Raw genomic sequence first — 24,004 nt, forward strand, 5'->3', positions numbered from 1 at the left:
TGTCCGCCCACGCGGATTCCACGGACCAATGAAGGGTGACCCGATGAACGCCAGGCAGTTGTGGCTGGGCGCTGTGGTTCTCGCCACGGCAGGCGCAATAGGCGCCGCGCTGTTGATGTGGCGCCCGGCGATCGCGCCGGCCGAACCGCCACAACGCTTCGACGCCGCCCAGGTGCAACGCGGCGAGCGGGTCGCCGAAGCCGGCGATTGCGCGGTGTGCCACACCCGCCCCGGCGGCCGCTACCTGGCCGGCGGGCTGGCGCTGGTGACGCCCTTTGGCACGCTCTACAGCACCAACATCACCCCGGACGCCGAGACCGGGATTGGCCAATGGTCATTGCCGGCCTTCGAGCGGGCGATGCGCGAAGGGGTCGCCCGCGACGGGCACTTGCTGTATCCGGCCTTCCCTTACGCCTACTACCGACGCATGACGGACGGGGACATCACGGACCTTTACGCCTATCTGATGAGCGGCCCCGCCGAGCATTCGTCGGCCATGCAGAACCGGATGAATTTCCCGATGAACATCCGCCCGCTAGTGTCGTTCTGGAACCTGCTGTTCCTGCACGCGGAGCCCTTGGCGCCCGTGGCACAGCAGTCTGCAACCTGGAACCGTGGCCGCTATCTGGTCGAAGGCCCCGGCCATTGCGCCGGCTGCCATTCTCCGCTCAACCCGCTGGGCGCCGAGCAGTCCGCCCAGCATCTTGCCGGCGGCATAGTGGACGGCTGGCAGGCGCCGTCCCTGCTGGGCCTGGCCAACCGCGCCGCGCCCTGGAGCCGCGAGCAACTGGCGGGCTACCTGCGGGCTGAGGTGGTCGAGGGCCATGGCACCGCCGCCGGGCCGATGCGCCCGGTCAGCCTCAGCCTGGGCAACATGCCGACCAGCGACGCCGAGGCGATTGCCGACTACCTGCTGAGCCTCAAGGACCCCGCTCCCGCCGCACCCGCTTCAGCCACCGCGCGCCCCACTGAAGTGGTCGAGCAGGCGCCTGGCGCCCAGTTGTTCCAGAGCGCCTGTGCCGGTTGCCATGGCCCGGCCGCACCGATGCGCCAGATCGATGGGCGCCCGGCCCTGGAGCGGACATCGGCGCTGCATGCCTCAAGCGCGCGCAACTTTCTCAAGACCGTGCTCGAAGGCGTGCCCGCCACCCCGGGGTTGCCCGGCCCGGCCATGTCGCCCTTCGCCGCCAGCCTGGACAACCAGCAATTGGCGGCGCTGGCCTCGTTCCTGCGCGAACAGGCCAGCCCGGGCCAGCCGTGGGCCGACCTTGCTTCCACCCTTCACGAATTACGCCAGGAGGCGCAATGACCCACATGACCCTCAACGTCAACGGCTCGCCCCATGCGCTGGAGCTGGAGCCCGACATGCCGTTGCTGTATGCCCTGCGCAATCACCTGGGGCTCAATGGCGCCAAGTACGGTTGCGGCCTGGGCCAATGCGGAGCCTGCACGGTGCTGGTGGATGACCGGCCGGTATTTTCCTGCCTGACGCCCTGCAGCGGCCTGGAGGGCAAGGCCATCCGCACGGTGGAAAGCCTGGGTACGGCGGAGCGCCCGGGGCCTTTGCAAAAAGCCTTTATCGAGGCCCAGGCCGCCCAGTGCGGCTACTGCATCGCCGGCATGCTGATGCGCGCCCAGGCGCTGCTGGAGCGCGACCCTCATCCGGACGAAGCCACCATTGGCGAGCATATGGCGAGCAACCTGTGCCGCTGCGGCACCCACCTGCGGATCATCGACGCCATCGGCCGCGTGGCCAGGCAAGAGCGGAGCGCCCCATGACCCGGCACCATGAAGTCGACCAGGGGCGCCGCGCGTTCCTGCGTGGTGGCGCGCTGGTGCTGGCGTTCACCCTGGTCCCGGCGGCGCGCCAGGCGCTGGCCGACAGCGAAGTCGATACCCTCGGCACGGTAGTACTGGCGCCCGATCTCCCGGGCAGCCTGCGCACCAACCCCTACCTCGATGCCTGGATCCGCGTCGCGGCCGAAGGCGTCACCGTCTACACCGGCAAGGCCGAATTGGGTACGGGGGTGAAAACCGCGCTGTTGCAGATTGCCGCCGAACGCCTGGACCTCGCGCCAGGCGCAATCACCCTGCTTACCGCGGACACCGCCCTGACGCCCAACGAAGGCTACACCGCCGGCAGCCACAGCATTTTCGACAGCGGCACGGCCCTGTTCAACGCCGCGGCCCAGGTCCGGCAATTGCTGCTGGATTCGGCCGCGCGCAGCTGGGCCGTCGACGCCGCGCTGCTGACGACGCACGAGGGCCAGATCCAGGGCCCGGCCGGGCAGCGCATGCCCTATGCCGAGGCGGTCAAGGGCGTGGACCTGCACCACTATGCGCAGGCGCAATCGCCCTCGATGCCGCCGTCCGCGTTCAAGCTGATCGGCCACTCGCTGCCTCGCCTGGATATCCCAGCCAAGGTCAGTGGCGGCGCCGCGTTCATCCAGGACCTGCGCCTGCCGGGCATGCTGCATGCCCGGGTGATCCGCCCGCCCCGCCCTGGCTGCCGCCTGGAAGCCTTCGATGCCGAGGCGCTAAAGGCCCTGCCCGGCGTGGTGCGGGTGGTGCAGGATGGTAACTACCTGGCGGTGGTCGCCCGGGATGAGTGGCAAGCCATCAAGGCGATGCGCAGCGGCTATGAGCAGGCCCGCTGGAGCGCTGGAGAGGCGATCCCCGAAGCGCGGGACATCCACGCGCTACTGACCCGCCTGCCCGCGCGCCGCTACCCGATCAGCCATGAAGGCAACCCGGCGGTCGGCGCCAGCACCCGCTATCGCGCGCGGTTCAGCAAGCAGTACCTGATGCACGGTTCCATCGGCCCGTCCTGCGCCGTGGCCTGGCTCAAGGACGGCGTGCTCACGGTCTGGACCCACACCCAGGGGGTCTACCCGCTGCGCGCGGGGATTGCCGAGATGGTCGGGCTGGCACCGGAGCGGGTGCGCTGCATCCATACCGAGGGCTCCGGGTGCTACGGCCACAACGGCGCGGACGACGCGGCGGCCGATGCCGCGCTGATCGCAATGCGGCTCGTCGGCACGCCGGTGCGCGTGCAGTGGATGCGCGAGCAGGAAAACCTCTGGGAGCCCTACAGCAGCGCCATGCTCACCGAGGTCCAGGCCAGCCTCGATGCCCAGGGCCGATTGCAGGACTGGGCCTATGAGCTGTGGACCACGCCGCACAACGAACGCATCGTCAATGCCGGCCGCTTGATTCCCGCGCGGCTGTTGGCCCGGCCATTCGTTTCCGCGCCTTCGATCCCCATTGCCCAGCCCGAAGGGGATGGCGATCGCAATGCCGTGCCGCTGTACACCCTGGCGTCCACCCGCATCGACATGAACTTCGTCACCCGCATGCCGTTTCGCACCTCCGCCATGCGCTCGCTGGGGGCCCACATCAATATCTTCGCCATCGAAGCCTGCATCGATGAACTGGCCACCCGGGCCGGCGCCGATCCGGTGGCCTTGCGCCTCGCCCACCTGAGCGACCCGCGGGCACGGGCGGTGGTCGAACGGGTGCAGGACGCCAGCGGCTGGCCGCACAAGGGCAAGGAGCCCGGCGCAGGCATCGGCTTCGCGTTTGCCCGCTACAAAAACATCATGGGCTACTGCGCCATCGCCGTCCTGCTGCGGGTGCATCCGCAGACCGGCGAGGTCCAGCTCGATCGAGTGGTCACAGCGGTGGACGTGGGCCAGATCGTCAACCCCGATGGCCTGCGCAACCAGGTGGAAGGCGGCATCGTGCAGTCCGCCAGCTGGACCCTGTTCGAAAAGGTCGGCTACGACCCGGGCGGCGTGCGCAGCTACGACTGGAGCGGTTATCCGATCCTGCGTTTTCCGCAGTTGCCTCGGCAGGTCGAGGTGCATCTGCTCGACCAGCCGGGACAGCCATTCCTCGGCGCCGCCGAGATCGTCCAGGGCCCCATGGCCGCCGCCATCGGCAATGCCGTGGCCAATGCCACCGGCCGGCGCTGGCTGAACCTGCCCCTGACCCGCTCCGAGCAACCGGCCTAGCCTGGAGTCCGGCGCAGGGCCGGGCCGCTGCTTCGGCGGCGGCCCTTTCGCAGTCTGCCAAGGCATCGAGGATCGAGCGGGCCAATCGCCGCGCCCGCCATCGACTGCCCGCCCGCCGCGCCATGCACCCGTCGCCCTTCAGGACGTTGCGTTTCACGCAATGCAGCGTAGAGCGGCGGCTGGATTATCAGCCACGGCCCGGCGGATTAGGTTAGAGCCCAACAAAGACACGCAAATCGGCAATCACCTGTTGTTCAACCAGGCACCGTCCGCCTGAGCACCCACGGCATCCCGATCGATGCCCTCATAAGGAAATACCCATGACTCAGCACCTGTTCCAACCCCTTGCGGTCGGCCCCTACACCCTGGCTCACCGCGTGGCCATGGCCCCACTGACCCGCTCCCGCGCCGGCCAGCCGGGCGACCTGCCCACCGCCATGAACGCCGAGTATTACCGGCAACGCGCGAGTGCCGCGCTGATCGTTACCGAGGCCACGCAGATTTCCCGCCAGGGCCAGGGCTACGCCTGGACCCCGGGAATCTACAGCGATGCCCAGGTGGCGGCCTGGCGTCAAGTGAGCACCCAGGTGCACGAAGCCGGCGGGCTGATTTTCATGCAGCTGTGGCATGTGGGGCGTGTCTCTCACCCGAGCTTCCAGCCCGACAACGCCCTGCCGGTGGCGCCCAGCGCACTGCCGGTTCCAGGCAAGACCTTTATCGTCGACGACGAGGGCAACGGCGTCTGGGGCGATGTGCCGGTGCCGCGCGCCCTGCAAGTGGCGGAGATCGCGCAGATCGTCGACGACTATCGGCGCGCGGCGCGTAACGCCCTGAAGGCCGGCATGGACGGCGTGGAAATCCACGCAGGCAACGGCTACCTGCTCGACCAGTTCATCAACAGCAACAGCAATCAGCGCGAGGACGCGTACGGCGGCAGCGTGGAAAATCGCGCCCGGCTGTTGCTGGAGGTCGTGGAGGCCGTCGCCGATGAGGTGGGCGCCGAACGAGTGGCGGTACGCCTCACTCCCATGGGTCGCTTCATGGGCATGGGCGACGCAACGCCCGAGGCCACCTTCGGCCATATCGTCCGATCCCTGAACCGCTGGCCCCTGGCCTATCTGCACCTTGTGGAACCGGCCGTGGTCGGCACCGTCAAGGACGAGAACGTCGACCCGCGCTGGGACGCGATCATCGGGCAACTGCGCTCAGAGTGGAACGGCGTGCTGATGCTCGCCGGCGGCTACGATCCGCAATCGGCGGAGCAGGCCCTGGCCGCCAACCGCGCCGACCTGATCGCCTTTGGCAGGCCCTTTTTAGCCAACCCCGACCTGCCCCGGCGGATCCGCGACGGGCTGGCGCTGAATGCCCCCGACCCAAGCACCTTCTTTGGTGGCGATCAGCGCGGATACATCGACTACCCCGTTCATCCATAAGGAGCGATCCCGGTGACCCTGCTCCCGGGGTCATCGAGTCGGCCACGCTTGCGAGGGTGGCCGATACCCAGCGTGCAAAGGGCCGCTTCGGCTTATCGGGGTTCCTCGGGGCCGGTTCCGCCTGCCGGGCCGGACGCGATAGCCTGCCGCAGCGTTTCGAGGGTCGCAGGCTTGAACAAAACCTGGTCCATCCCGGCGGCCATGCAGCGCTCCACCGCACTCGCCTCGATGCTAGCCGTCAGGGCAATGATGCGGCAGCGTGGCAGGCCGCTGTGGCCCTCCTCCCAGCGGATCCGCCTGGCGAGTTCGAAGCCGTCCATTCTGGGCATCATGCCGTCCGTGAGCACGATGTCGAAGTCCGCGCTCAACCAACGCTTGAAGGCTTCCTGCCCGTCTTCCGCGACCACGACCCGATGCCCCAGGGTCTCAAGCTGGGTGTTGAGGGTGACGCGATTGAAGGCGTTATCTTCGGCCAGCAAGATGGACAGTGGCTGCACTTGGGCAGAAACGGAAACGGACTGGGCCTGCTGCGCAGCTTCGCCCTCGACAGCGGCTGGAGGGTCGCAGATGGGCAGGCTCAATTCGAGGCTGAAGCACGACCCTTTGCCAGGTTCGCTACGCGGGTTGAGCGTGCCCCCCATCAGTTGCACCAGGCGGCGGCTGATGTTCAGCCCCAGGCCGCTTCCGGACATCTGTTCAGTGCCTGGTACGCCTACCTGGGAGAAGGGTTTGAACAGCTTGCCCATGTCTTCGGCGCCAATGCCGATGCCCGTATCGATGACATCGAGGTCCAGGCGCAAGCTGTCCCCTTCACGACGGGTGCGGGCCTGCAGGGTGACGCCGCCGCGCTCGGTGAACTTGATGGCGTTGCTGAGCAGGTTGAACAGCACCTGCTTGAAATGCAGCGGGTCCAGCAGCACCCATGCCTGCAGGTCGCCTTCCACCTTGGCGTCCAGGGTGAGGCCTTTTTGTCGCGCCATGCCCGCCACTACCGAGACGACGCCTTCAATCTGGTGTTTGATGAGCACCGGTTCAGGAAACGAATCGATCTTTCCGGACTCGATGCGAGAAATATCCAGCACATTGCCCAGCAGCAACAGCAGCCCCTGGGCCGCTTCCTGGGCCACGGACAGGGATACGCTGTCGGCCTCCCCCTGTTTCGCTCTGCGCAGGGCGAGTTCCTGCAGGCCGATGATCGCGTTCAGCGGCGTGCGTATCTCATGGCTCATCGTCGACAGGAAGACACTCTTGGCCTGGTTGGCGGCCTCGGCCCGTTCCTCGGCCGCCCGGGTCCTGCGGACCTGGCGTCGCAGGTAGAAGGCCCAGATCAGCGAGATGGCGATCAGGATCGCGAAGAGGCTGCCCAGCTGGAGAATCTTGTCGCGATGGTCACGCCAGAAGTCGCTCCCGCCCCTAGAGAAACGCGGCGCCCAGGCTTTGACTATTTCCGCGACCTCTTCAGGCGTGATTGCCAGCTGCGCCTTCTCCAGGATGCTGCGCAACTCCGGCTGGTTCTTCGCCACCCCGATGCCGATGGGCGTGGAGGTGCTTTGCAGGATTCCGGTGACCTGGATGCGATTGTCGAAGTACTGGGCCGACAAATAGCGGCCGGTGTAGTCGCTGCTCAGGTACACCTCGTTCTGCCCCGAATCGACCGAGCGCATGGCCTCGAGGAACGTGGGGTACACCTTGAGCTGAATCTCCGGATAATCACGTCTTATGGTATCGATGAAAAAGTAGCCTTCACCCGTCGCCAGCGTCTTCCCATGCAGATCGGCAAGCCCGGTGAAACGCCGGCCGGCGCGGCGGCCAGCACTGGCTGCGGTCATCAGCACGGTGGAGCTGCGCAGGTACGGCGGCAAGACATCCAGTGGCGTCTCGAACAGCTCGGACTGAGGCATGGCCGGGGTCAACAGCGCGCGCCCCTCGGCGATGAGCTTGTTGGTTTCAAGGGTGTTTGGCGTGCCCAGGTAGGAGAACTTCAGGCCGCTGCGCTGGCTGATCAACTCCAGGTAGTCGCGGCCAATGCCGGTGACGTCGCGGTCCCGTCCCAGCTCGCCCAGCGCCCCAAGCGAGTAATTGATGGCCACGGGTACCTGCGGGTGGCTGTCCAGCCAGCGCTGTTCCGCGGGCGCCAGCTTCACCCGCGCTTCGTCGATGCTCAAGCGGCGGCCGGCGCTCCAGCTGCGCAGGATATCGTCCCCATAGCGCCTGGATATCCCGGGGATCGCCCGGTCGATGATGCCCCTCAGCGGCTCGTCACCCGGACGCAGAAGGAAGCGGAAACCCTGGCTGTCGACAGGAGCGAAGTTGTCGATGCGCAGGCCCAGCAGATAATGGGTTTGAATCAGGTAATGCGAGGACAGCGCATCCCCCAACACCGCGTCGATATCCCCCAGGACCAGCGCCTCGAGCGCGCGCTGGGGCGAATCGAAAAGCTCGACCTTGCTATGGGGATAGACCTCTCGTACCGCCTGTTGCTGAAGATAGCCGACGGTCATTCCCAGAACGCTACCGGCCTGGTCGGGATCGAAGGGCTGGGCCTGCGACGTCACCAGCACCGGCCGGTCGGACAGGTAAGCCTCGCTGAGCAGCAGGCCATTTTCCCGGCCTTCGACATCGCTGCCCGCGCCCAGCAGGTCGATCTCGCCACTGCGCAAGGCCGTCAGCGCGGATGCCCGCGACGAGTAGGCGCGCACCTTGGGCGGCCGTTCGAACATCAGGGCCAGATAGTCGGCGGTGATGCCCTGGTAGCGGTCGCCATAGAGCACTGACAGGGGCGGATAATCGAGACGCACGACCCCGATCGTGAACGGCCCACGCCCTTCCAGCCACTGCCGCGCCCTGGGGTCCAGCCAGGGGTGGCTGCTGGTGGTCATCCGACCGGACAACGCGATGTCTTGCGCGTGAGCCGGAAATATCGGTGAAAGAAAACCCAGCAACAGAATGCCAATAGCTGCGAGGGACCTCAGTAGCATGGGGAACCTTCCTTGGGGTACTTGCGGGATTTGCGGCAGGTGGCGATTCGCAGGCGGTCACTGCGGCGCGGTCGAAAATGTCGTGAACTCAATTGCAACTCTAGGTCTTGGCGGCTTTGCCGACGGCAAATAGCCCATCCTAGACCATCGAAGGCAGGGGCTGACAGACGAATACCGCACAATGAGTACGACTGTTTCTTGCCCCTCTATGATTTATCTGAATTGGTCAGCCCAATTAGCGTTGGCTTGACATCCCGACGACTCGGTCACCAACATGCAGCCGACTACACAGCCATGCACAGATACCATGTTCGAACTGAAAGACCTGCCTTCGCGCGAAACCCTCGAGCACTTCGGCAAGCTCTATGACAACCCCGATGTCGAGGGGCTCTATACCTGGCTGGTATGGGCGTCGGCGACGGATGAAATGCTCTCGGCATTTAATGCCAACCTCGCGCACGAGAATCTTGCCCAAACACCGTTCTTCGTCCTGCTGCTGCTCAAGCGTAACCCTGGGGGGCTCTCGATCGGCGCGCTGGCTGATGGGGTAGCCGTGGCTTCGCAGACGATGACGCGCGCCATCAAGCAGATGGAAGCTGCCGGTCTTTGTACGAAACATCCGGACCCGGACGATGGGCGCTACTGGATCGTCCGGCTGACCCCGGAGGGCGACAGCACCCTTGGCCGGGTGCTGCCCAAACACTACGAGTGGGTCGCCAAGTTCATGAGCCACTTCAAAGACGATGAGCGCGAGCTTTTGGTGAAACTGATGATGAGGGTGGCCCCTGCCCTGCGGACAATGCGCCTGGAAACGGAACTCGGCTGATCGGCCGAGTCTTTTAAAAATCATGTAGCACGCTACACAGCAACCTACAGAAAATGAAACCTTGGGCGGCTCCCTCGCGTCGCGGCCAGTAACGCCGCGACTTCAATGCCCTGGCGCCTCTATTGATCGAGATATGTAGCAATGCACACATCTACACAGGATATGGCTCAACAACCCACAGCGACTTTGCTGGTGCAGATGGTGTTCTGCGCACTCGCCGTGGTCTCTCTCTTGTATATCCCGGTGCCTATCCTGCCCCTTTTGGCACAGGCCTATCAGTTGCCGCAGGAACAGGCTGGCCTCGCACTGGGCGCCTTCGGGTTCGCATACGCCACGGGTTTTCTGGTGTTCGGGCCTTTATCCGATCGCCTTGGCCGCAGGACGGTCATGGTCGGCGGCCTGGTGCTGCTGGCCATCATCACGCTGGGGCTCGCATGGGTGCAGACGCCGACCCTGTTCATCTGCGGCCGTGCATTGCAGGGATTCGCCGCCGCCTCCTTCCCGCCCGTGGCCCTCGCCTATTTGTCCGAGCGCGGTACCCCCAGGCAACGTGTGTGGGGAGTGGCCTGGATGAGTACGGCATTCCTGTCGGCAGGTTTGCTCGGGCAGATCTACGGCAGCCTCGTTGCGGGGCGTTGGGGCCTGGGTTACGCCCTCATGCCGCTGGTGGTGATCTATGCCGCGACCGCGTTGCGCCTGGCCACAGTCCCGGAAGGAGCCCGAGCGGTACGTCCGAAGGGCTCGATGTGGGAAGGATATCGGCCCATCTTCACCTTGCTCGGTAACCCGGCCCTGCGCCGGGTCTATCTGCCCGCGCTCCTGCTGCTGATGTCATTCGTCGCCTTTTACATAGGACTGGATATGCACCTGGGCGAGGTCATAGAAAGCCAGGGCATCAGCAGAATGCAAGCACGTGGCGTGGCGTTGCCGGCGTTTCTCGCGCCACTGCTCGCTGCCAAATTGATTGGTCGCTGGGGAGCCAAGCGGGTCGCTACCACGGGGCTTGGCGTCGCGGCGTTTGGACTGGTGCTCTGTGCAAGCGCCGGTCAAGAACACATTTCCCTGCTGCTGGCAGCCAGTGTCGTCTATGTCGCGGGAGTGGCCATCAGTGTCCCCGGGCTGATCGCTCGAATCGCCGCGGCGGCATCGCCCGATGTTCGCGGCCTGGCGGTGTCCTTCTACACCTTCGTGCTCTTTGTCGGGGCGAGCCTTGGACCGTGGCTGGCAAACATCAGTCGCGCCTGGCAGGTGGAATCTTTTCTTCTGGTACTCGCAGCGGGGCTCGGCGCTGCAGCGTTGTACAGCGCTGCACGGGTAGATGACAGCTCCCGTGTGCGCTAGTCGAGCGGCCCTGGTTTCCACGCAGGACGTCAGTGGGAAGCGGGTCTGTTTTTGTAGTAATCCGGTATCGGCCAAACGACCTGCCGAAGGCCCCGGGTATAGAAAGGGAATCCATTGATGGGTATCTACGTTGTAGTTGCAAACCAGTTCGAAGACTTCGCAAGGCATGAAAACGTGATGTCCTACAGCACGCTGCTGCTGGTGCTAAAGACACCGGGACCATCCGTGCTGAGAGGTTGCAAGGTCGTTGCCGGGCAGGGGCTTGGCCGCAAGGAAATTCAGCATGCCTATCGCATGGCGATCGCCAGCGGGCATGCCGATGAATTCGATCATTGGGACCTGTGGACGGGCGCGGAGCTGGCGGGCCAGGAGCTCGCCCACAAGCGCCAGCGCAAGAACGTGCTGATCTCCGTTCCGGAGAGGAACGAGGAAGGCCTCTATACCGCCAGCCTCCTGCTCCATGCCGAAAACGAGTTGATGCTCGACCACCTCACTGGACAGCATGTGCAAGGCATGGTGCTGCTCGAAGCGTGCCGCCAGATGTTCCTGGCGGTGACGGAGCGCTTCCATCTGGACGACTACAAACCGCATAAGCGCTACTTCGTCCTCAACGAGATGAATGTCCGCTACACCGCCTTCGCCTTCCCGCTGCCGGCGCAGATCCGCTATCGCTTGATCGACCTGAAGCAACCGCGCCCCGACCGCGTCGAAGTGCAGGCGACGATGGAGGTCTGGCAGGGCGAACAATCCGTCACTGGCGTGGATGTCAAGTTCTGCGTCATGGATGCCAAGCGCCTCGGTCTGCGCGAGGCCACGCTCGCCTCTCGCGCCCTGTCCTCACAAGTCGACACCTTGCGCCGCCGCTTGCGCATGACCCCGCACCCGCATGCGCAGTTGATGACCGAGCCGATTCCCACCCTTTGATCCCATCGCCCGCTTGCACCCAGGTGCAAGCGCCTTTCGAGTAATCGTAATGACAGCACGAAGAATCGCTTTCTTCGACGTCGATGAAACCCTCATCGACCTCAAGAGCATGTTCAGTTTCCAAGCGTTCTACTTTCGCTGGCTATGGGGAGAGGAACGTGGCGGTGAGGCGGAAGTTGCCGCTGCCAAACGTATTGATGAGTACATCAGGAAAGGTTTCGATCGCTCTGCCATCAACACGCTGTTCTACGAAGACTTCCGCGATCACCAGCCCGACCTGGTGGCCGACGCGGCCCAGGCCTGGTACGTCCAGGAAAGGACGCGCTCGGAATTCTTCATCCGTCCAGTCCTGCAGGCACTTCAGGAGCACCAGGGCAACGGAGACATCGTCGCCTTCGTTTCAGGTTCGGCCATGGAGTTTCTGGCTCCACTGGCAGCCGAGCTGGGTGTGCCCCATGTTCTGGCAAACCGGCTGGAAACGCGCGATGGGCGCTTTACAGGCCAGCTCATCCCGCCGCAAACCATTGGCCTGGGCAAACAGCAAGCCGCCTTGCGCCTGATGGATACGCTCAGCGTCGATCCAGCCGACTGCTATGGGTACGGCGATCACCTGACGGACCTCCCCCTCTTGATGAGCGTCGGGAAACCTACGGTAGTGGCGGGCGACCCGGCCCTGGTCAGGCATGCGGAGCAACGTGACTGGCCCATCCTCTACCCCGACGCGTCCCTGCATCGAGGAGAACCATGATGTCGTTTCACCCGTTCTCCTTCAGCCGCCTGGCGGTGGTGGCCAGCCTTGCCCTCTGGTTGAGCATCGCCGTATTCAACAACCTCACCGACCCGGAAACCAACCGCTTCCATATCGGCAACACGCTTTCCATGGCGTTGCTGGAAGAAGAGGAACTGCTGGGCGCGGCCCTACGCTGGCGCGCCTGGCCAGCGCACTGGGCCGAAACGGCGCTGTACGCGGTGGCAGGCATCCAGATCGTCGTTTCGATGCTGCTCTGGTATGCGGCATTCACCTACGCCAGGGCTTGGCGCCTGGGCAGTCGTACCGCGCTGGACGTCGCCCGCAACCGCGCCGTCGTCGCCCTGACCTGCTTCCTGTTGCTGTGGTTCGGCTTCATCTGCGGAGGCCTGTGGTTCGGCTACTGGCTGAAGCAGGGCGCCATTCAATCGGTGCACATGACGCTGGTTCTGATAGGCCTGGTGGCACTGCTCTTCGTTCAAGGCGAGCCCCAATCATGGCCAGCTGTACAGCCCGCAGCCCCTGCCACGCCTGGCAGTCAACCACTCGAAAGGAGCCTTCCATGAACTCGCCGGTTCGCACCGCAAGCATTGCCCTCGTCATGGCCCTGGCAGCGATCACTGCCACCGCCAACACCGATTCGCCCAAGGAGAAACCTGCCATGCACCAGCCCGCCACCCGCCTGATCGCAGTGCCTTCCATCTACCAGGAGTCCGCTCGTCGCCAGGTAACTGTCGACGGCGAGCAAGCGCTACTCACCCGCTACGTGCGCAGCGATGGCCGCAACTCAGGACTGGATGGCGAACACTTCAGCACCCTGGTTTCGGACGCCGGCGTGCTCAAGGGCTTCGCCAATATGTCGCTGGACCTGGTCGGCAAGCCACTGCCGTCGCGCGAACGCTCCGAGGAAATTGCCAGGCTGTTTCTCGAGCAGCATGCCCCCGACCTGATCGAGCGTATGAAGATCAGTTGGATCGAACCCCACGATGAACCATTGAAGGTGACGCGCGACGGCCACGAAGAGGTCGTGACCTTGAGCGGCATGAAAGTGAAGGCACGCAATCTGGTCGACGGTCGCTGGTTCTGGATCATCGTCGGCAGCGACGCAAAGCCCATGGTGTTCGAACGCGACATCGTCTGGATCACCTTCCCCGGCAAGCGCCAGACCGAGAAATGGCTGCATGACAGCTGGCTGGCAACGCAACCAGGCGCTTGGGCCCAGTCACTCTGACGCCGCCGTCAGGGCCAGGTGAACCATCTTTGGGAGTCAATCATGCGCACCTCCAGTTCCAACAGCCTCAAGCACGCCTTGGCGCTGGTCGCCGTCAGCACGCTGGGCGCTTGCGGCCAGCCCAACCAGGGAGCGAGTACGGAACACCCCCTCCCCGTCGTCAGCGTCGCGGAGGTCGTCGTCCAGTCTCTCGCCGATTGGGACGAGTTCTCGGGCAGGCTTCAAGCCCCGGAGTCAGTCGATCTACGGCCGAGGGTCTCCGGGCATATCGACCGCGTGCTGTTTCGAGACGGCTCGCTCGTCAAGAAAGGCGAGCTGTTGTTCCAGATCGACCCCAGGCCCTTGCAGGCGGAGGTCAATCGCCTCGACGCACAACTTCAGCAGGCCCGCGCCAAACAGACCCGCGCCGCCAGTGAAGCCCAGCGCGGCGAGAAGCTGAGGGCCAACCAGGCGATTTCCGCCGAGCTGGCTGACGCGCGCAAGACGGCGTACCAGGAAGCCAGTTCCGCCGTTGCAGCGATCCGCGCCCAACTCGACGCCGCGCGCCTGAATCTGAGCTTCACTCGCATCACGGCGCCCATCGACGGCCGCATCGGTCGCGCGCAGGTGACCGCCGGGAATCTGGTCAATGAGGGGGCCACACTGCTCACCACGCTGGTGGGCACGAAGGAGCTCTATGCGTACTTCGATATCGACGAAGCCACCTACCTGAAACAGATTCGCCGCATACGAAGCGAAAAGGCCTTCTCCCCTTCCCGTGTGCCGGTGCATTTGGCACTGAGTACCGACGAACGACCCGCGTATGAAGGTCGCCTGGACTTCCTCGATAACCAAGTCAATCCGCGTACCGGTACCCTGCAGGCACGTGCTGTCATCGACAACGGCGAAAACGAGCTGCCCCCCGGGCTCTACGTTCGCCTGCAATTACCCGCCAGCGACCGCTACCCCGCCACCCTGGTCCGAGACGAAGCGATTGGCACCGACCTGGGCAATCGCTTCGTACTGGTGCTGGGCAAAGATGCGGTGGTGAGCTATCGCGCCGTCCAGCTTGGCCCCAAGGTCGAAGGCCTGCGCGTGATCCGCAAGGGCCTGAAGGCAGGAGACCGCATCGTGGTCAATGGCCTGCAGCATGCCCGTCCCGGTGCCAGGGTTACACCGGAACCGGTGGCCATGGCGACCGCTGAGGTGCTGGCCCGTTTGACGCGGCTGAATGCCTCTACCGAACCGACGCCTGTCGCACAACAAGGCCCGGAGCGGAGGACATCGCCATGAACATCTCGCAGTTCTTTGTGCGACGCCCGATCTTCGCCATCGTCCTGTCGCTGCTCATTCTGATCGGCGGAATCGTCTCTCTGTTCCAGTTGCCGGTCAGCGAGTATCCGGAAGTCGTGCCGCCCACTATTGTGGTGCGGGCACAATTTCCGGGCGCGAACCCCGACGTGCTCGGCAAGACCGTAGCCTCACCGCTGGAGCAGGCCATCACCGGCGTGGAAAACATGCTCTACATGTCCTCCCAGTCGACCTCGGACGGCTCGATGACCCTGACCCTGACCTTCGCACTGGGCACGGACCTCAATGCCGCGCTGGTCCAGGTGCAAAGCAGGGTCACCCGCGCGACCACCCAGCTGCCTCCCGATGTCCAGCGGCTGGGCGTGACGGTGGACAAGACGTCGCCGGCGCTGGCCCAGGTCGTTCACCTGTATTCGCCAAGCGGCCAGTACGACCCGACCTATCTTGCCAACTACCTGACCATTCACGTCATCGACGAGCTGTACAAGATCGAGGGTGTCAGCGACATCCGCCTGCTGGGGATGGGCGATTATGCCCTGCGGGTCTGGCTGGATCCGGACAAGGTGGCTTCCTACAACCTGGCCGCGACGGATGTGATACGCGCTATCCGCGAGCAGAACCGGGAGGTCGCCGTCGGCTCGCTCGGCGCACCGCCAAACGCGAGCGACAACGCCTTCCAGTTGCTCATTAACGCCCGAGGCAGGCTGGTCGACGAGGACGAGTTCGAGCGCATCATCGTGCATGTCGGCGAGCGCGGCGAAATCGTCCGCCTGCGCGACGTCGCACGCATCGAACTGGGCTCGAGCCAGTACGCCCTGCGCGCGCACCTCGACGGTCGCCCCTCCACCGCCTTGCAGATTTTCCAGGACGCGGATGCTAACGCCATCGAGCTGTCCGACCGGATTCGCAAGCGGATGAGCGAGCTCGCTCAAGACTTCCCACCGGGCGTCGAACACTCGATCGGCTACGACCCCACCATCTTCGTGCGCAGCTCCATCACCGCGGTGGTGTATACGCTGCTGGAGGCCGTCGCGCTCGTCGTACTGGTGGTCATCCTCTTTCTGCAGACATGGCGCGCGTCGATCATTCCGCTAGCCGCAGTGCCAGTGTCCCTGATCGGCACGCTCGCGGTCATGCAACTGCTGGGCTTTTCCATCAACGCGCTATCGCTGTTCGGCCTGGTGCTGGCTATCGGTATCGTGGTCGACGACGCCATCGTCGTGGTGGAGAACGTCGAACGCAACATCGACATGGGCAAGTCGCCGGTAGAAGCGACCCGCCAGGCGATGAAGGAAGTGACCGGCCCGGTCATCGCCACCGCCCTGGTTCTATGCGCGGTGTTCATTCCGAGCGCTTTCATCTCCGGCCTCACCGGGCAGTTCTACCGGCAATTCGCGCTCACCATCGCGATATCGACGGTGATCTCGGCGTTCAACTCGTTGACCTTGTCGCCCGCCCTGGCCGCGATACTGCTCAAAGGCAAGGACGCACCCAAGGATCGTCTGTCGAAGCTGATCGACCGACTGTTCGGGGGCTGGCTGTTCGCTCCATTCAACCGACTGTTCCAACGGGCAAGTGCGGGTTATGTCAGCCTCGCCACGCGACTGCTGCGAGCGGGCTCCATCGTCCTGATGTTGTATGTCGGCCTGGTGGGACTGGCCTATCTGGGGCTGGAGAAAACCCCCACAGGCTTCATCCCTCAGCAGGACAAACAGTACCTGGTCGCCTTTGCCCAGCTGCCCGAAGGCGCCAGCCTGGACCGTACCGAGGCCGTCATCCTGAAGATGTCCGAGCTTGCCCTGAAGCATCCGGGGGTGGCCAATACCGTGAGTTTCAGCGGCCTGTCCATCAACGGCTTCGTCAACAGCGCAAGCGCGGGGCTCATGTTCATCCCGCTCAAATCCTTCGATGAACGCAAGGACGCCTCGATGTCAGACACCGCCATCGCCCAGGCCTTGACCGCTGAATATGGCCGGATCCAGGAGGCCTTCGTGATGGTGGTTCCCCCACCGCCAGTGGAAAGCCTGGGCTCTATCGGGGGCTTCCGGGTGCAGATCGAGGACCGCAGCAGCCTGGGGCATGAAGCGCTCTACCAGCAGATTCAGTCGCTGGTGGACAAAGCCAGGGCGCTACCCGAACTGGCCGGCGTATTCTCCAGCTACCAGGTGAACGTCCCGCAGATCGACGCGGATATCGATCGGGACAAGGCCAAGGTCCATGGGGTGGCGATCGACGAAATCTTCGACACCCTGCAGGTCTACCTGGGCTCGATGTACGCCAACGACTTCAACCGCTTCGGGCGGACCTACCACGTCAATGTCCAGGCCGAGCAGGCATACCGCGTGGCGCCGGAGCAGATCGGCAGGCTGAAAGTACGCAACCGGCAGGGCGACCTCATTGCGTTGTCATCCTTCGTCCGGATACGGGAGTCGTCCGGTCCCGACCGAGTGATGCATTACAACGGTTTCCTGTCCGCCGAGATCAACGGCAGCCCGGCTCCGGGGTACAGCTCCGGCCAGGCCCAGGCAGCCATGGAGCGGCTGTTGCAGCAGGAGCTGCCCAACGGCATGGCCTATGAGTGGACCGAGCTAACCTACCAACAGATTCTCGCCGGCAATACCGCCCTGCTGGTTTTTCCCTTGTGCGTGCTGCTGGCGTTCCTGGTGCTGGCCGCGCAGTACGAGAGCTGGAGCCTGCCGCTGGCAGTGGTGCTGATCGTCCCCATGACCCTGCTGTCGGCCATTGCCGGGGTGCTGCTCACCGGCGGCGACAACAACATCTTCACCCAGATCAGCCTGATCGTGCTGGCGGGGCTCGCGTGCAAGAACGCCATCCTGCTGGTGGAGTTTGCCCGGGAGAAACAGCAGCAGGGCCTGGACTGCGTCAACGCAGTGCTAAAGGCCTGCCATCTGCGCTTACGCCCGATTCTGATGACGTCCATCGCCTTCATCATGGGCGTGGTGCCTTTGGTGTTGTCCTCCGGTGCCGGCGCCGAGATGCGCCGGGCCATGGGCATCGCGGTGTTCTCGGGGATGGTCGGTGTCACCTTCTTCGGCCTGCTCCTGACCCCGGTCTTCTATGTATGGCTGCGTCGCCTGGTGGAAAGACGCGCCCAACGGCGCACCGCCATGAAGAAGGTGTTTTGGGAGGACAAAACATGAGTCGCCTGCTATCGGCTCTTGGCGGAGGCTGGCAGCCCGGTTGAAGCAGCATTTTTTTGTGGACGGAGAAGTCGCGTTATGAAAGCTCTTGCAGTTGCCTGTGTACTGGCAGGCCTGATCAATGCTCTGCCCGCATCGGCGGCAGATAGCCCCATTTCCGCTAATGGAGAAACCTCAGTGGTCATCAGAAAGAACTATCCCACCCTGCCCGAACCGGCCGGCCCCTACTCCGTTTCGGTTCGTCACAACGGCACCCTGTACCTGTCCGGCATGACAGCCTTCGGTACGCCGGCCCAGGGCAAAGACATCGCCAGGCAGGCCGAAGCCATATTCGAACAGATCAAGCGCGTCACCCAGGCCGAGGGAATCGGCATGCGCGACCTCATCAAGGTGACCATCTTCGTGACCTCGATGGACGAAGTCGGCGCATTGCGTGAAGTCCTGTCGAAGAACTATGGCGGTGCCTACCCGGCCAGCTCACTGGTGAGGGTGGCCGGATTGTTCTCGCCAGAGGTCAATATCGAGATCGAGGCGGTATTTGCAGTACCTGGCTGAGTTCGGCCATTGAACCTGTGGATGTCCCCTCATCGGAGAAGAGGCGCCATACCGATGCCGCCGTCCGCAGGAAGATCTTCGACTTAAACTTGATAGCAATGACCGTATCTTCGTCATCAAACTGAGCCGTGGGGAACATCAAGGTTGGCTTAACAAATATGTTTGGGCCTGGATTGATACCCGACTCTAACGTCGTTCCGCATCTCGTTGCGCCTTATCGTGCGCTAACTTTGACCCTCGGGTAGGCGCTCGATGATCCCTCGGGGAGAACCAGTTTTGCAGTGAGGCCGTATTTCAGCAGGCTTGGGGACTTGTCCGGAGCTTCCCAAGCCGTTCCCGGATGCGCGAATTGCAGTTGCACAGGCTTCCCGAAGCAATGCCGGCAACTGCAACTCGAACCTCTTGGCGACGAGACTATCGCACTAGCTGCCAAACGGTGGCATCGGTATATCGCCAGGCTGCAACCCCAGCAGCGATATGTACTCGTAGATGTGCTGATAGCCGGATTGGGCTTTATAGCTTGTGCAACTGGATTGCAGTTTCCCACACAGCCGCAGCTCCATTTGTGCGCTGCCCATGCCCCATTGCGTATAGTTCAAATTATTGTTTGTAACGGTATCTATTCCACGGCAAACCGCTTTCTTCGTGTCTTCATCAATGACATTGGTTGGCTCATAGAGCGTCAAGGAGAAGTCGAGAGAAGTGGCGCACCACGCCATCGGTACAACATCCAGAGTGTTGTATATCCGTAGCGCATTACCGGCCATTTGCTTATTGAAATAGCTCGCAAAAAAACCATCGCCAGCCGTTGGTGCAGCAATCGTTTCGCAATAAAAGTTAAAGCCCGAGAATTTATCTTTCAGATAAAGCGCGACCACCGACATGAGCGCACCGCCAAGGCTATGACCGACCAACCGGATCGTCGCCCCGCTTCGCTGCTTCCCTAGAAAATCGCACAGCGTGCCCTGAGAACCGATCTTGGATGCCGTATGCAATATCGCGTGTACACCCCCCGCAGTTCCCTGAGATATGTTCGCCGGCACCGGGCAGCTCTTGATAAGTTTCTGCAACGGCACCATTGGAAAAATATCAAGATCATCCAGCTGGTCCAGGGGAGAATCGAGAAGGGTCCCGCTCGTCACTACTACGATGTCGTTCTCATTTCTCCCGCCGATCAGCACCACCGTGATGTGAGCCGTGTACTCGCCATCCATCACCAGCGCGGGGCCCCAGGCTACGCCATAGCCGCCGCCTACCTTGGAGCCATTAAGACGCGAAAGAATGTTGTCTTTAACCTGGCTTGGTGAAGGGTTCTTGATGTTTTTCCATGACGGCGAATACCTCGCCGCATTATTGACCACGAAAGCGTGTGTAAGACTGATTTGCCTTTGCTGAAGTGAGTCTAGCGAAGTCATGACTGCTCCTTGTCTCGAAGAAAGTTTTCAAGGGACCAACGAAAACTTATGGCTGCCGTCGATCCTTCCGGGCCAGCAAGACCGAGTGTAGTCGCAGTTTTGGAAGCGTGAGTACGGTGCACAGAACGAATGCATCGCCGCAATTCGCCCCGATGGCCAAGGATCAGAGGGCTGACCTGCGGCAGTGCCTATTCGCTAAGTTCTGTACGCAAAGCAACGTCGCAAACACCGCATGGCTCAAACTAACGAGGCCATCGCTGCATAGCTTCCTGCAAGTTTGTCGACGCGATGCGCTCAACCCTGCTTGTTCAACTTGATGGGCAGCCACTGGAGTAGCCATCGGTCGGCCACTTCATCGGGGCTGTTCGAAGAGATTCAGCAACCCGCTTCCAAGCCGCATCGGGGATTCGTACCGTTTTGCCATCGTGGCCTACTGCCGAACCCGGTGCTCAAGTGCGGCAGCGGCTTCAAAGAATTTCGTACAGAGCCTAAAACGGGAAACAACAGGGCAGAAAAATGACTTTCCAACTTGTGTCGCCATCACATCGCTCAACACATGGCTGACATACTGCTGTTGGTAAGTGTAGGTGAGTTGTACCTTCTGGTACTCCATCAACTTGGGGTCGATTGAGGATCGATCTGACAGTCAGAACTGAAGAACCTGGCAACTGTCAGATCAGACCCGCACTTCTACACAATGCGTTAAATCGTAAGCACCGAACGAAATTTCGCTTTGCTCATATTCAGGAAGACTTCCTCTGCGTCTTCAAGCGGATAGGTTTCAATCATTGCCCGCACCCCCTTGAGCGCCGCAAACGCCATAGTTTCCTCGCTGTCTTTGGCATTGCCACTATACCAACCAGCGATACTACGCCGACCAAATACCAGTAAGTCAGGGGAAACACCCAGAGGCTGATGGTCGGTCGCTACAAACACAAGACGACCATTAGGCTTGAGACCCAAGGTCAGATCCACCTGTGCTGCGCCTGATCCTACCGTTGAGAGCACTACTGTCGCTCCACCTAAACGTGCGAGGGCCTCCCCTGCACTCCCCTCAGTACTGTCGATGTATTCGTCAGCTCCAAGCTTGCGGGCCAGGGCTTCCTTGGCGCGACCACGGCTCACCGCTACCGTGCGGAACCCCATTTTATTCGCAAACTGAACGGCAAGATGGCCTAACCCTCCCACGCCATGAATCGCAACCGTATCGCCCGGACGAGCGCCAGAATGACGTAACGCGTTGAATGTTGTAATACCCGCACACATCAGCGGAGCAGCCTCCGCAAAAGACAGCACATTGGGAATCCGCGCTAGAGCATCTTGCGGTACCACCATATATTCGGCATACCCTCCATCGTAACTCGCCCCCACGATCATACGGTCGGTGCAGTTGGTGAAGTCGCCCTGACGGCAATACTCACAGTTAGAACAACTCCCCCCGTGCCAGCCAACTCCCACACGGTCTCCAGGTTTCCAGGTCGTCACCTCGGCGCCTACCGAGTCGATCTCACCGGCCACTTCATGCCCAGGTACTCGGGGATAAGTCACACCCAGCATGCCCATTCGAGCAATATTTTCCCCAGCACAGACGCCACACGCATGTACTTTGACCCTAACCTGTCGTGGACCAGGTACGGGTACGGGAACCTGGGACACGACGAAAGTTCCCCCTACCTCTACGGCCTGTACCGCCTTCATTAGCATTGTCTCAGTCATTACACACCTCCCAATTAGAGGGCAATAGAAACCGGATGCGGTTTCGTTTGCCCGATTCAGTTGCTTGAGCCGCCATTCATCAGAATTTCTTCACCGGTAATGAAGAACGATTGGTCGCTGGCGAGAAATTCCGCGATATCAGCGACATCTTGTGCCTTTGCGAGCCTCCCAATCGGGATCGTCTCGAGCAAACTCTTTTTGTAAGGATCGTCGTCACCGACTCCGGTGAAGATGCCGGCGCCGTCGATCGGGCCAGGGACAAGTGAATTGACGGTGACTTTGCGATGACCGATTTCCTGGGCTAACACCCGCACGAGATATTTCGGCGCGGATTTGCTAGTCCCGTAAAGACCAAGTCCTGGTTGCGGGCGCGATGTCGAGCTGGAGGCAATATTGATGATTCGGCCGCCATCAGCGATGTGGCGAGCTGCAGCCTGCATGACGAAGTAGGGACCCTTGGTATTAACGCGAAAGAGTAGATCAAAGTCCTCCTCGGTCACGTCGACCACCTGAATGTTGACCTTTTCTATGCCCGCGTTGGCCACGACAATATCGATTTTGCCGAATGTCCTGAGCCCGGCCTGAAACAACGCTTCAATTTCAACAACGTTGGACACATCTGCTTGTACGCTGATCGCCTTGACACCTTCAGCTATCGCCGCAGCCACTACTTCATCAGCAGGTGCTTTGTCTCTCGAGTAATTGATCACGACATTGGCACCGCGTTCGGCCAGGCGTAGCACAATGGCGCGCCCGAGCCCCTTGGACGATCCCGTGACTATTGCAACTTTTCCTTGCAAACTCATGACTGCATACTCCTGTTAATTAACTGCGTTGAATAAAACTGGAGGCGTGGGGTATGTGAGTGTATTCGACGAAGTCGTCGATCAAGGTCATCCTGTTTACAGCTAGATAGTCCTCTATGTCTGAAGATTAAGTGTAATTAATCGGACCTCAATGGAAAGCCCATAAAATCCAGACAAACAATCCAGGAAACACGTCCAATCCCTTGCGGATACTGCTTGTACAGCTTGGCAACCGTTTCTGGCTTCGAGGCGTCAAGTTCTATGACCTCAACTTGATAGGCTGGTTGATAGATCGCTTTATTCGAAGTGGCAAACCTCTCCGTGTTTGTTACTGTTCGTCTCTGAACATCAGAATCAGCAAGTGTCTATCGGTCTGGATAACGGCCACAGCGACTGACACTCCTCCTGCACATATATAGATGAGACGACCACATCGGTCCGACCACCCTCCAGGACTTCAACTTCGATACAAATATTGCGCCCTTGCATAGCGCCTCCGACATTGGCGAAGTACTGGAGATCAAGCTGATGACCGGCCATAGTTATAACGTGGAGGTGGCCAGTAACTTCATTCCGCCCAATCTGATCAAGGCCGAGGCAAAGTCCGCGCCGCGAGTGGCGGATGCTGAACGAACATGAGCGGATCAGAGCGAATCCGGAGACTCAAGAGATGACAGCATCAACACCTCAAACCATTCGATGAACGCATTGAGCCGACGCGAGCGTTGGCGTCGATGTGGGTACAGCAGCGAGACAGGCATCGACGCGGCCCGAAACTCGGGCATGACTTCCACCAGTTGCCTGGAATCGAGCAGGTGTTGCACATCGAACCGGGGGATCTGAATCAACCCCATTCCCGCCATGCAGCAGGCGATATAGCTCTCGGCATTATTGACGATCACCCAGCTGGGTACTGCCACCTCATGGGTCTTGCCATCGCTTACATACTCCCAAGGTAACTCACGACCGTTATTCGGCGAGGCATACCCTACCGAGAAATGCCCATGTGTCAGGTCTCCCGGCTCCTTCGGGGTGCCATGCTGGCGAAGATAATCAACAGAGGCACAGTTGATCAGCGCGATATGCCCGATCGTCCGGGCGAACAGACTGCTGTCGAGCAGATGGCCAACGCGGACGACGCAGTCGACCCCTTCCTGCACCAGATCGATAGCGCGATCTGTGGAGCCCAAGGCGAGCTGCAGTTCTGGATAGCTGCGCTTGAGAGTCGGCAGGGCCGGTGCGATCAGCCTTCGGGCGATACGGCTGGGAACATTGATGTTCAAGCGTCCAGAGACCTGGTGTTGATGCAGCTGAAACAGCCGCTGGATGTCGTCAGCATCCGCCAGTAGCCGTCGTACCCGCTCCAGCAACTGAGTGCCATCGGCGGTCAATTGCACCCGTCGTGTCGTTCGATGCAATAGCCGTACGCCCAGATCTGTCTCCAACTCCTGAATAGCGGCAGATACCGAAGCCCGCGGCAATTCGAGCATGTGGGCCGCCTTGATGAAGCTGCCCATTTCGGAGACCTGAATGAAAATACGGTACTGGATAAGCTTGTCCATAATAA

18 protein-coding genes are annotated in these 24,004 nt (G+C 61.9%); 13 read left to right on the forward strand and 5 right to left on the reverse strand.

Going from position 1 to position 24,004, the window contains the following annotated elements; genetic code table 11:
* The first annotated feature begins 43 nt into the window (after positions 1-43).
* The 4 genes from C4K27_RS18705 to C4K27_RS18720 all read left to right on the forward strand — a co-directional run bounded on the left by C4K27_RS18705 (position 44) and on the right by C4K27_RS18720 (position 5,446).
* Positions 44-1,309, forward strand: coding sequence for a cytochrome c (locus C4K27_RS18705; RefSeq protein WP_053261685.1), 1,266 nt, complete (start codon positions 44-46; stop codon positions 1,307-1,309).
* On the forward strand, positions 1,306-1,779 hold the full coding sequence (locus tag C4K27_RS18710; protein WP_053261686.1) for a (2Fe-2S)-binding protein: 474 nt from the start codon (positions 1,306-1,308) through the stop codon (positions 1,777-1,779). The genes C4K27_RS18705 and C4K27_RS18710 overlap by 4 nt, the downstream gene beginning before the upstream one ends.
* Positions 1,776-4,013, forward strand: coding sequence for a xanthine dehydrogenase family protein molybdopterin-binding subunit (locus C4K27_RS18715; protein WP_053261687.1), 2,238 nt, complete (start codon positions 1,776-1,778; stop codon positions 4,011-4,013). The genes C4K27_RS18710 and C4K27_RS18715 overlap by 4 nt, the downstream gene beginning before the upstream one ends.
* Before the next feature lie 320 nt (positions 4,014-4,333).
* Complete coding sequence (locus C4K27_RS18720) at positions 4,334-5,446, forward strand: alkene reductase (protein WP_053261688.1); 1,113 nt, start codon at positions 4,334-4,336, stop codon at positions 5,444-5,446.
* Positions 5,447-5,538: 92 nt separating this feature from the next.
* Here the strand turns inward: C4K27_RS18720 and C4K27_RS18725 are convergent, their stop codons facing one another.
* Positions 5,539-8,424: an ATP-binding protein gene (locus tag C4K27_RS18725; RefSeq protein WP_053261689.1), complete on the reverse strand. Its 2,886-nt coding sequence runs from the start codon at positions 8,422-8,424 to the stop codon at positions 5,539-5,541.
* A gap of 307 nt (positions 8,425-8,731) precedes the next feature.
* Between C4K27_RS18725 and C4K27_RS18730 the strand changes: the two genes are divergently transcribed.
* From C4K27_RS18730 to C4K27_RS18770, 9 genes are all read left to right on the forward strand, one after another.
* Positions 8,732-9,250: a MarR family winged helix-turn-helix transcriptional regulator gene (locus tag C4K27_RS18730; RefSeq protein ID WP_007924376.1), complete on the forward strand. Its 519-nt coding sequence runs from the start codon at positions 8,732-8,734 to the stop codon at positions 9,248-9,250.
* 162 nt (positions 9,251-9,412) lie between these two features.
* Positions 9,413-10,591: an MFS transporter gene (locus C4K27_RS18735; protein WP_238437492.1), complete on the forward strand. Its 1,179-nt coding sequence runs from the start codon at positions 9,413-9,415 to the stop codon at positions 10,589-10,591.
* A 117-nt stretch (positions 10,592-10,708) separates the two neighbouring features.
* Positions 10,709-11,515, forward strand: coding sequence for an AfsA-related hotdog domain-containing protein (locus tag C4K27_RS18740; RefSeq protein ID WP_053261691.1), 807 nt, complete (start codon positions 10,709-10,711; stop codon positions 11,513-11,515).
* 49 nt (positions 11,516-11,564) lie between these two features.
* Positions 11,565-12,263: an HAD family hydrolase gene (locus C4K27_RS18745; protein WP_053261692.1), complete on the forward strand. Its 699-nt coding sequence runs from the start codon at positions 11,565-11,567 to the stop codon at positions 12,261-12,263.
* Entirely contained in the window at positions 12,263-12,829 is a 567-nt protein-coding gene (locus C4K27_RS18750) for a DUF2165 family protein (RefSeq protein WP_053261693.1), read from the forward strand. Before C4K27_RS18745 ends, C4K27_RS18750 begins: the two co-directional genes overlap by 1 nt.
* The gene (locus tag C4K27_RS18755) at positions 12,826-13,494 is read left to right on the forward strand and encodes a hypothetical protein (RefSeq protein ID WP_053261694.1); all 669 of its coding nucleotides are present in this window, start codon (positions 12,826-12,828) and stop codon (positions 13,492-13,494) included. Before C4K27_RS18750 ends, C4K27_RS18755 begins: the two co-directional genes overlap by 4 nt.
* Positions 13,495-13,536: 42 nt before the next feature.
* Complete coding sequence (locus tag C4K27_RS18760; protein ID WP_053261695.1) at positions 13,537-14,766, forward strand: efflux RND transporter periplasmic adaptor subunit; 1,230 nt, start codon at positions 13,537-13,539, stop codon at positions 14,764-14,766.
* Positions 14,763-17,945 (forward strand): efflux RND transporter permease subunit, encoded by a 3,183-nt coding sequence (locus C4K27_RS18765; RefSeq protein ID WP_053261696.1) that lies wholly within the window; start codon positions 14,763-14,765, stop codon positions 17,943-17,945. The genes C4K27_RS18760 and C4K27_RS18765 overlap by 4 nt, the downstream gene beginning before the upstream one ends.
* A gap of 177 nt (positions 17,946-18,122) precedes the next feature.
* Complete coding sequence (locus C4K27_RS18770) at positions 18,123-18,500, forward strand: RidA family protein (RefSeq protein ID WP_081002311.1); 378 nt, start codon at positions 18,123-18,125, stop codon at positions 18,498-18,500.
* A 422-nt stretch (positions 18,501-18,922) separates the two neighbouring features.
* Here the strand turns inward: C4K27_RS18770 and C4K27_RS18775 are convergent, their stop codons facing one another.
* The 4 genes from C4K27_RS18775 to C4K27_RS18790 form a co-directional block, all read right to left on the reverse strand.
* Positions 18,923-19,915, reverse strand: a complete 993-nt coding sequence (locus tag C4K27_RS18775) for a lipase family protein (RefSeq protein ID WP_053261697.1) — start codon at positions 19,913-19,915, stop codon at positions 18,923-18,925.
* A 702-nt stretch (positions 19,916-20,617) separates the two neighbouring features.
* On the reverse strand, positions 20,618-21,631 hold the full coding sequence (locus C4K27_RS18780; protein ID WP_081002312.1) for an alcohol dehydrogenase catalytic domain-containing protein: 1,014 nt from the start codon (positions 21,629-21,631) through the stop codon (positions 20,618-20,620).
* Between the two features lie 56 nt (positions 21,632-21,687).
* On the reverse strand, positions 21,688-22,437 hold the full coding sequence (locus C4K27_RS18785) for a glucose 1-dehydrogenase (RefSeq protein ID WP_053261698.1): 750 nt from the start codon (positions 22,435-22,437) through the stop codon (positions 21,688-21,690).
* A 644-nt stretch (positions 22,438-23,081) separates the two neighbouring features.
* Complete coding sequence (locus tag C4K27_RS18790) at positions 23,082-23,999, reverse strand: LysR family transcriptional regulator (RefSeq protein WP_053261699.1); 918 nt, start codon at positions 23,997-23,999, stop codon at positions 23,082-23,084.
* Positions 24,000-24,004: the final 5 nt, after the last annotated feature.

It is taken from the genome of Pseudomonas chlororaphis subsp. chlororaphis (genome assembly GCF_003945765.1).
Lineage (GTDB): Bacteria > Pseudomonadota > Gammaproteobacteria > Pseudomonadales > Pseudomonadaceae > Aquipseudomonas > Aquipseudomonas chlororaphis.

What these genes read in the sequence shown, in the direction of transcription:
- C4K27_RS18705 (WP_053261685.1), top strand. Translation starts at nt 44, where the DNA reads ATGAACGCCAGGCAGTTGTGGCTGGGCGCTGTGGTTCTCGCCACGGCA.
- C4K27_RS18710 (WP_053261686.1), top strand. Translation starts at nt 1,306, where the DNA reads ATGACCCACATGACCCTCAACGTCAACGGCTCGCCCCATGCGCTGGAG.
- C4K27_RS18715 (WP_053261687.1), top strand. Translation starts at nt 1,776, where the DNA reads ATGACCCGGCACCATGAAGTCGACCAGGGGCGCCGCGCGTTCCTGCGT.
- C4K27_RS18720 (WP_053261688.1), top strand. Translation starts at nt 4,334, where the DNA reads ATGACTCAGCACCTGTTCCAACCCCTTGCGGTCGGCCCCTACACCCTG.
- C4K27_RS18725 (WP_053261689.1), bottom strand. Translation starts at nt 8,424, where the DNA reads ATGCTACTGAGGTCCCTCGCAGCTATTGGCATTCTGTTGCTGGGTTTT.
- C4K27_RS18730 (WP_007924376.1), top strand. Translation starts at nt 8,732, where the DNA reads ATGTTCGAACTGAAAGACCTGCCTTCGCGCGAAACCCTCGAGCACTTC.
- C4K27_RS18735 (WP_238437492.1), top strand. Translation starts at nt 9,413, where the DNA reads ATGGCTCAACAACCCACAGCGACTTTGCTGGTGCAGATGGTGTTCTGC.
- C4K27_RS18740 (WP_053261691.1), top strand. Translation starts at nt 10,709, where the DNA reads ATGGGTATCTACGTTGTAGTTGCAAACCAGTTCGAAGACTTCGCAAGG.
- C4K27_RS18745 (WP_053261692.1), top strand. Translation starts at nt 11,565, where the DNA reads ATGACAGCACGAAGAATCGCTTTCTTCGACGTCGATGAAACCCTCATC.
- C4K27_RS18750 (WP_053261693.1), top strand. Translation starts at nt 12,263, where the DNA reads ATGTCGTTTCACCCGTTCTCCTTCAGCCGCCTGGCGGTGGTGGCCAGC.
- C4K27_RS18755 (WP_053261694.1), top strand. Translation starts at nt 12,826, where the DNA reads ATGAACTCGCCGGTTCGCACCGCAAGCATTGCCCTCGTCATGGCCCTG.
- C4K27_RS18760 (WP_053261695.1), top strand. Translation starts at nt 13,537, where the DNA reads ATGCGCACCTCCAGTTCCAACAGCCTCAAGCACGCCTTGGCGCTGGTC.
- C4K27_RS18765 (WP_053261696.1), top strand. Translation starts at nt 14,763, where the DNA reads ATGAACATCTCGCAGTTCTTTGTGCGACGCCCGATCTTCGCCATCGTC.
- C4K27_RS18775 (WP_053261697.1), bottom strand. Translation starts at nt 19,915, where the DNA reads ATGACTTCGCTAGACTCACTTCAGCAAAGGCAAATCAGTCTTACACAC.
- C4K27_RS18780 (WP_081002312.1), bottom strand. Translation starts at nt 21,631, where the DNA reads ATGACTGAGACAATGCTAATGAAGGCGGTACAGGCCGTAGAGGTAGGG.
- C4K27_RS18785 (WP_053261698.1), bottom strand. Translation starts at nt 22,437, where the DNA reads ATGAGTTTGCAAGGAAAAGTTGCAATAGTCACGGGATCGTCCAAGGGG.
- C4K27_RS18790 (WP_053261699.1), bottom strand. Translation starts at nt 23,999, where the DNA reads ATGGACAAGCTTATCCAGTACCGTATTTTCATTCAGGTCTCCGAAATG.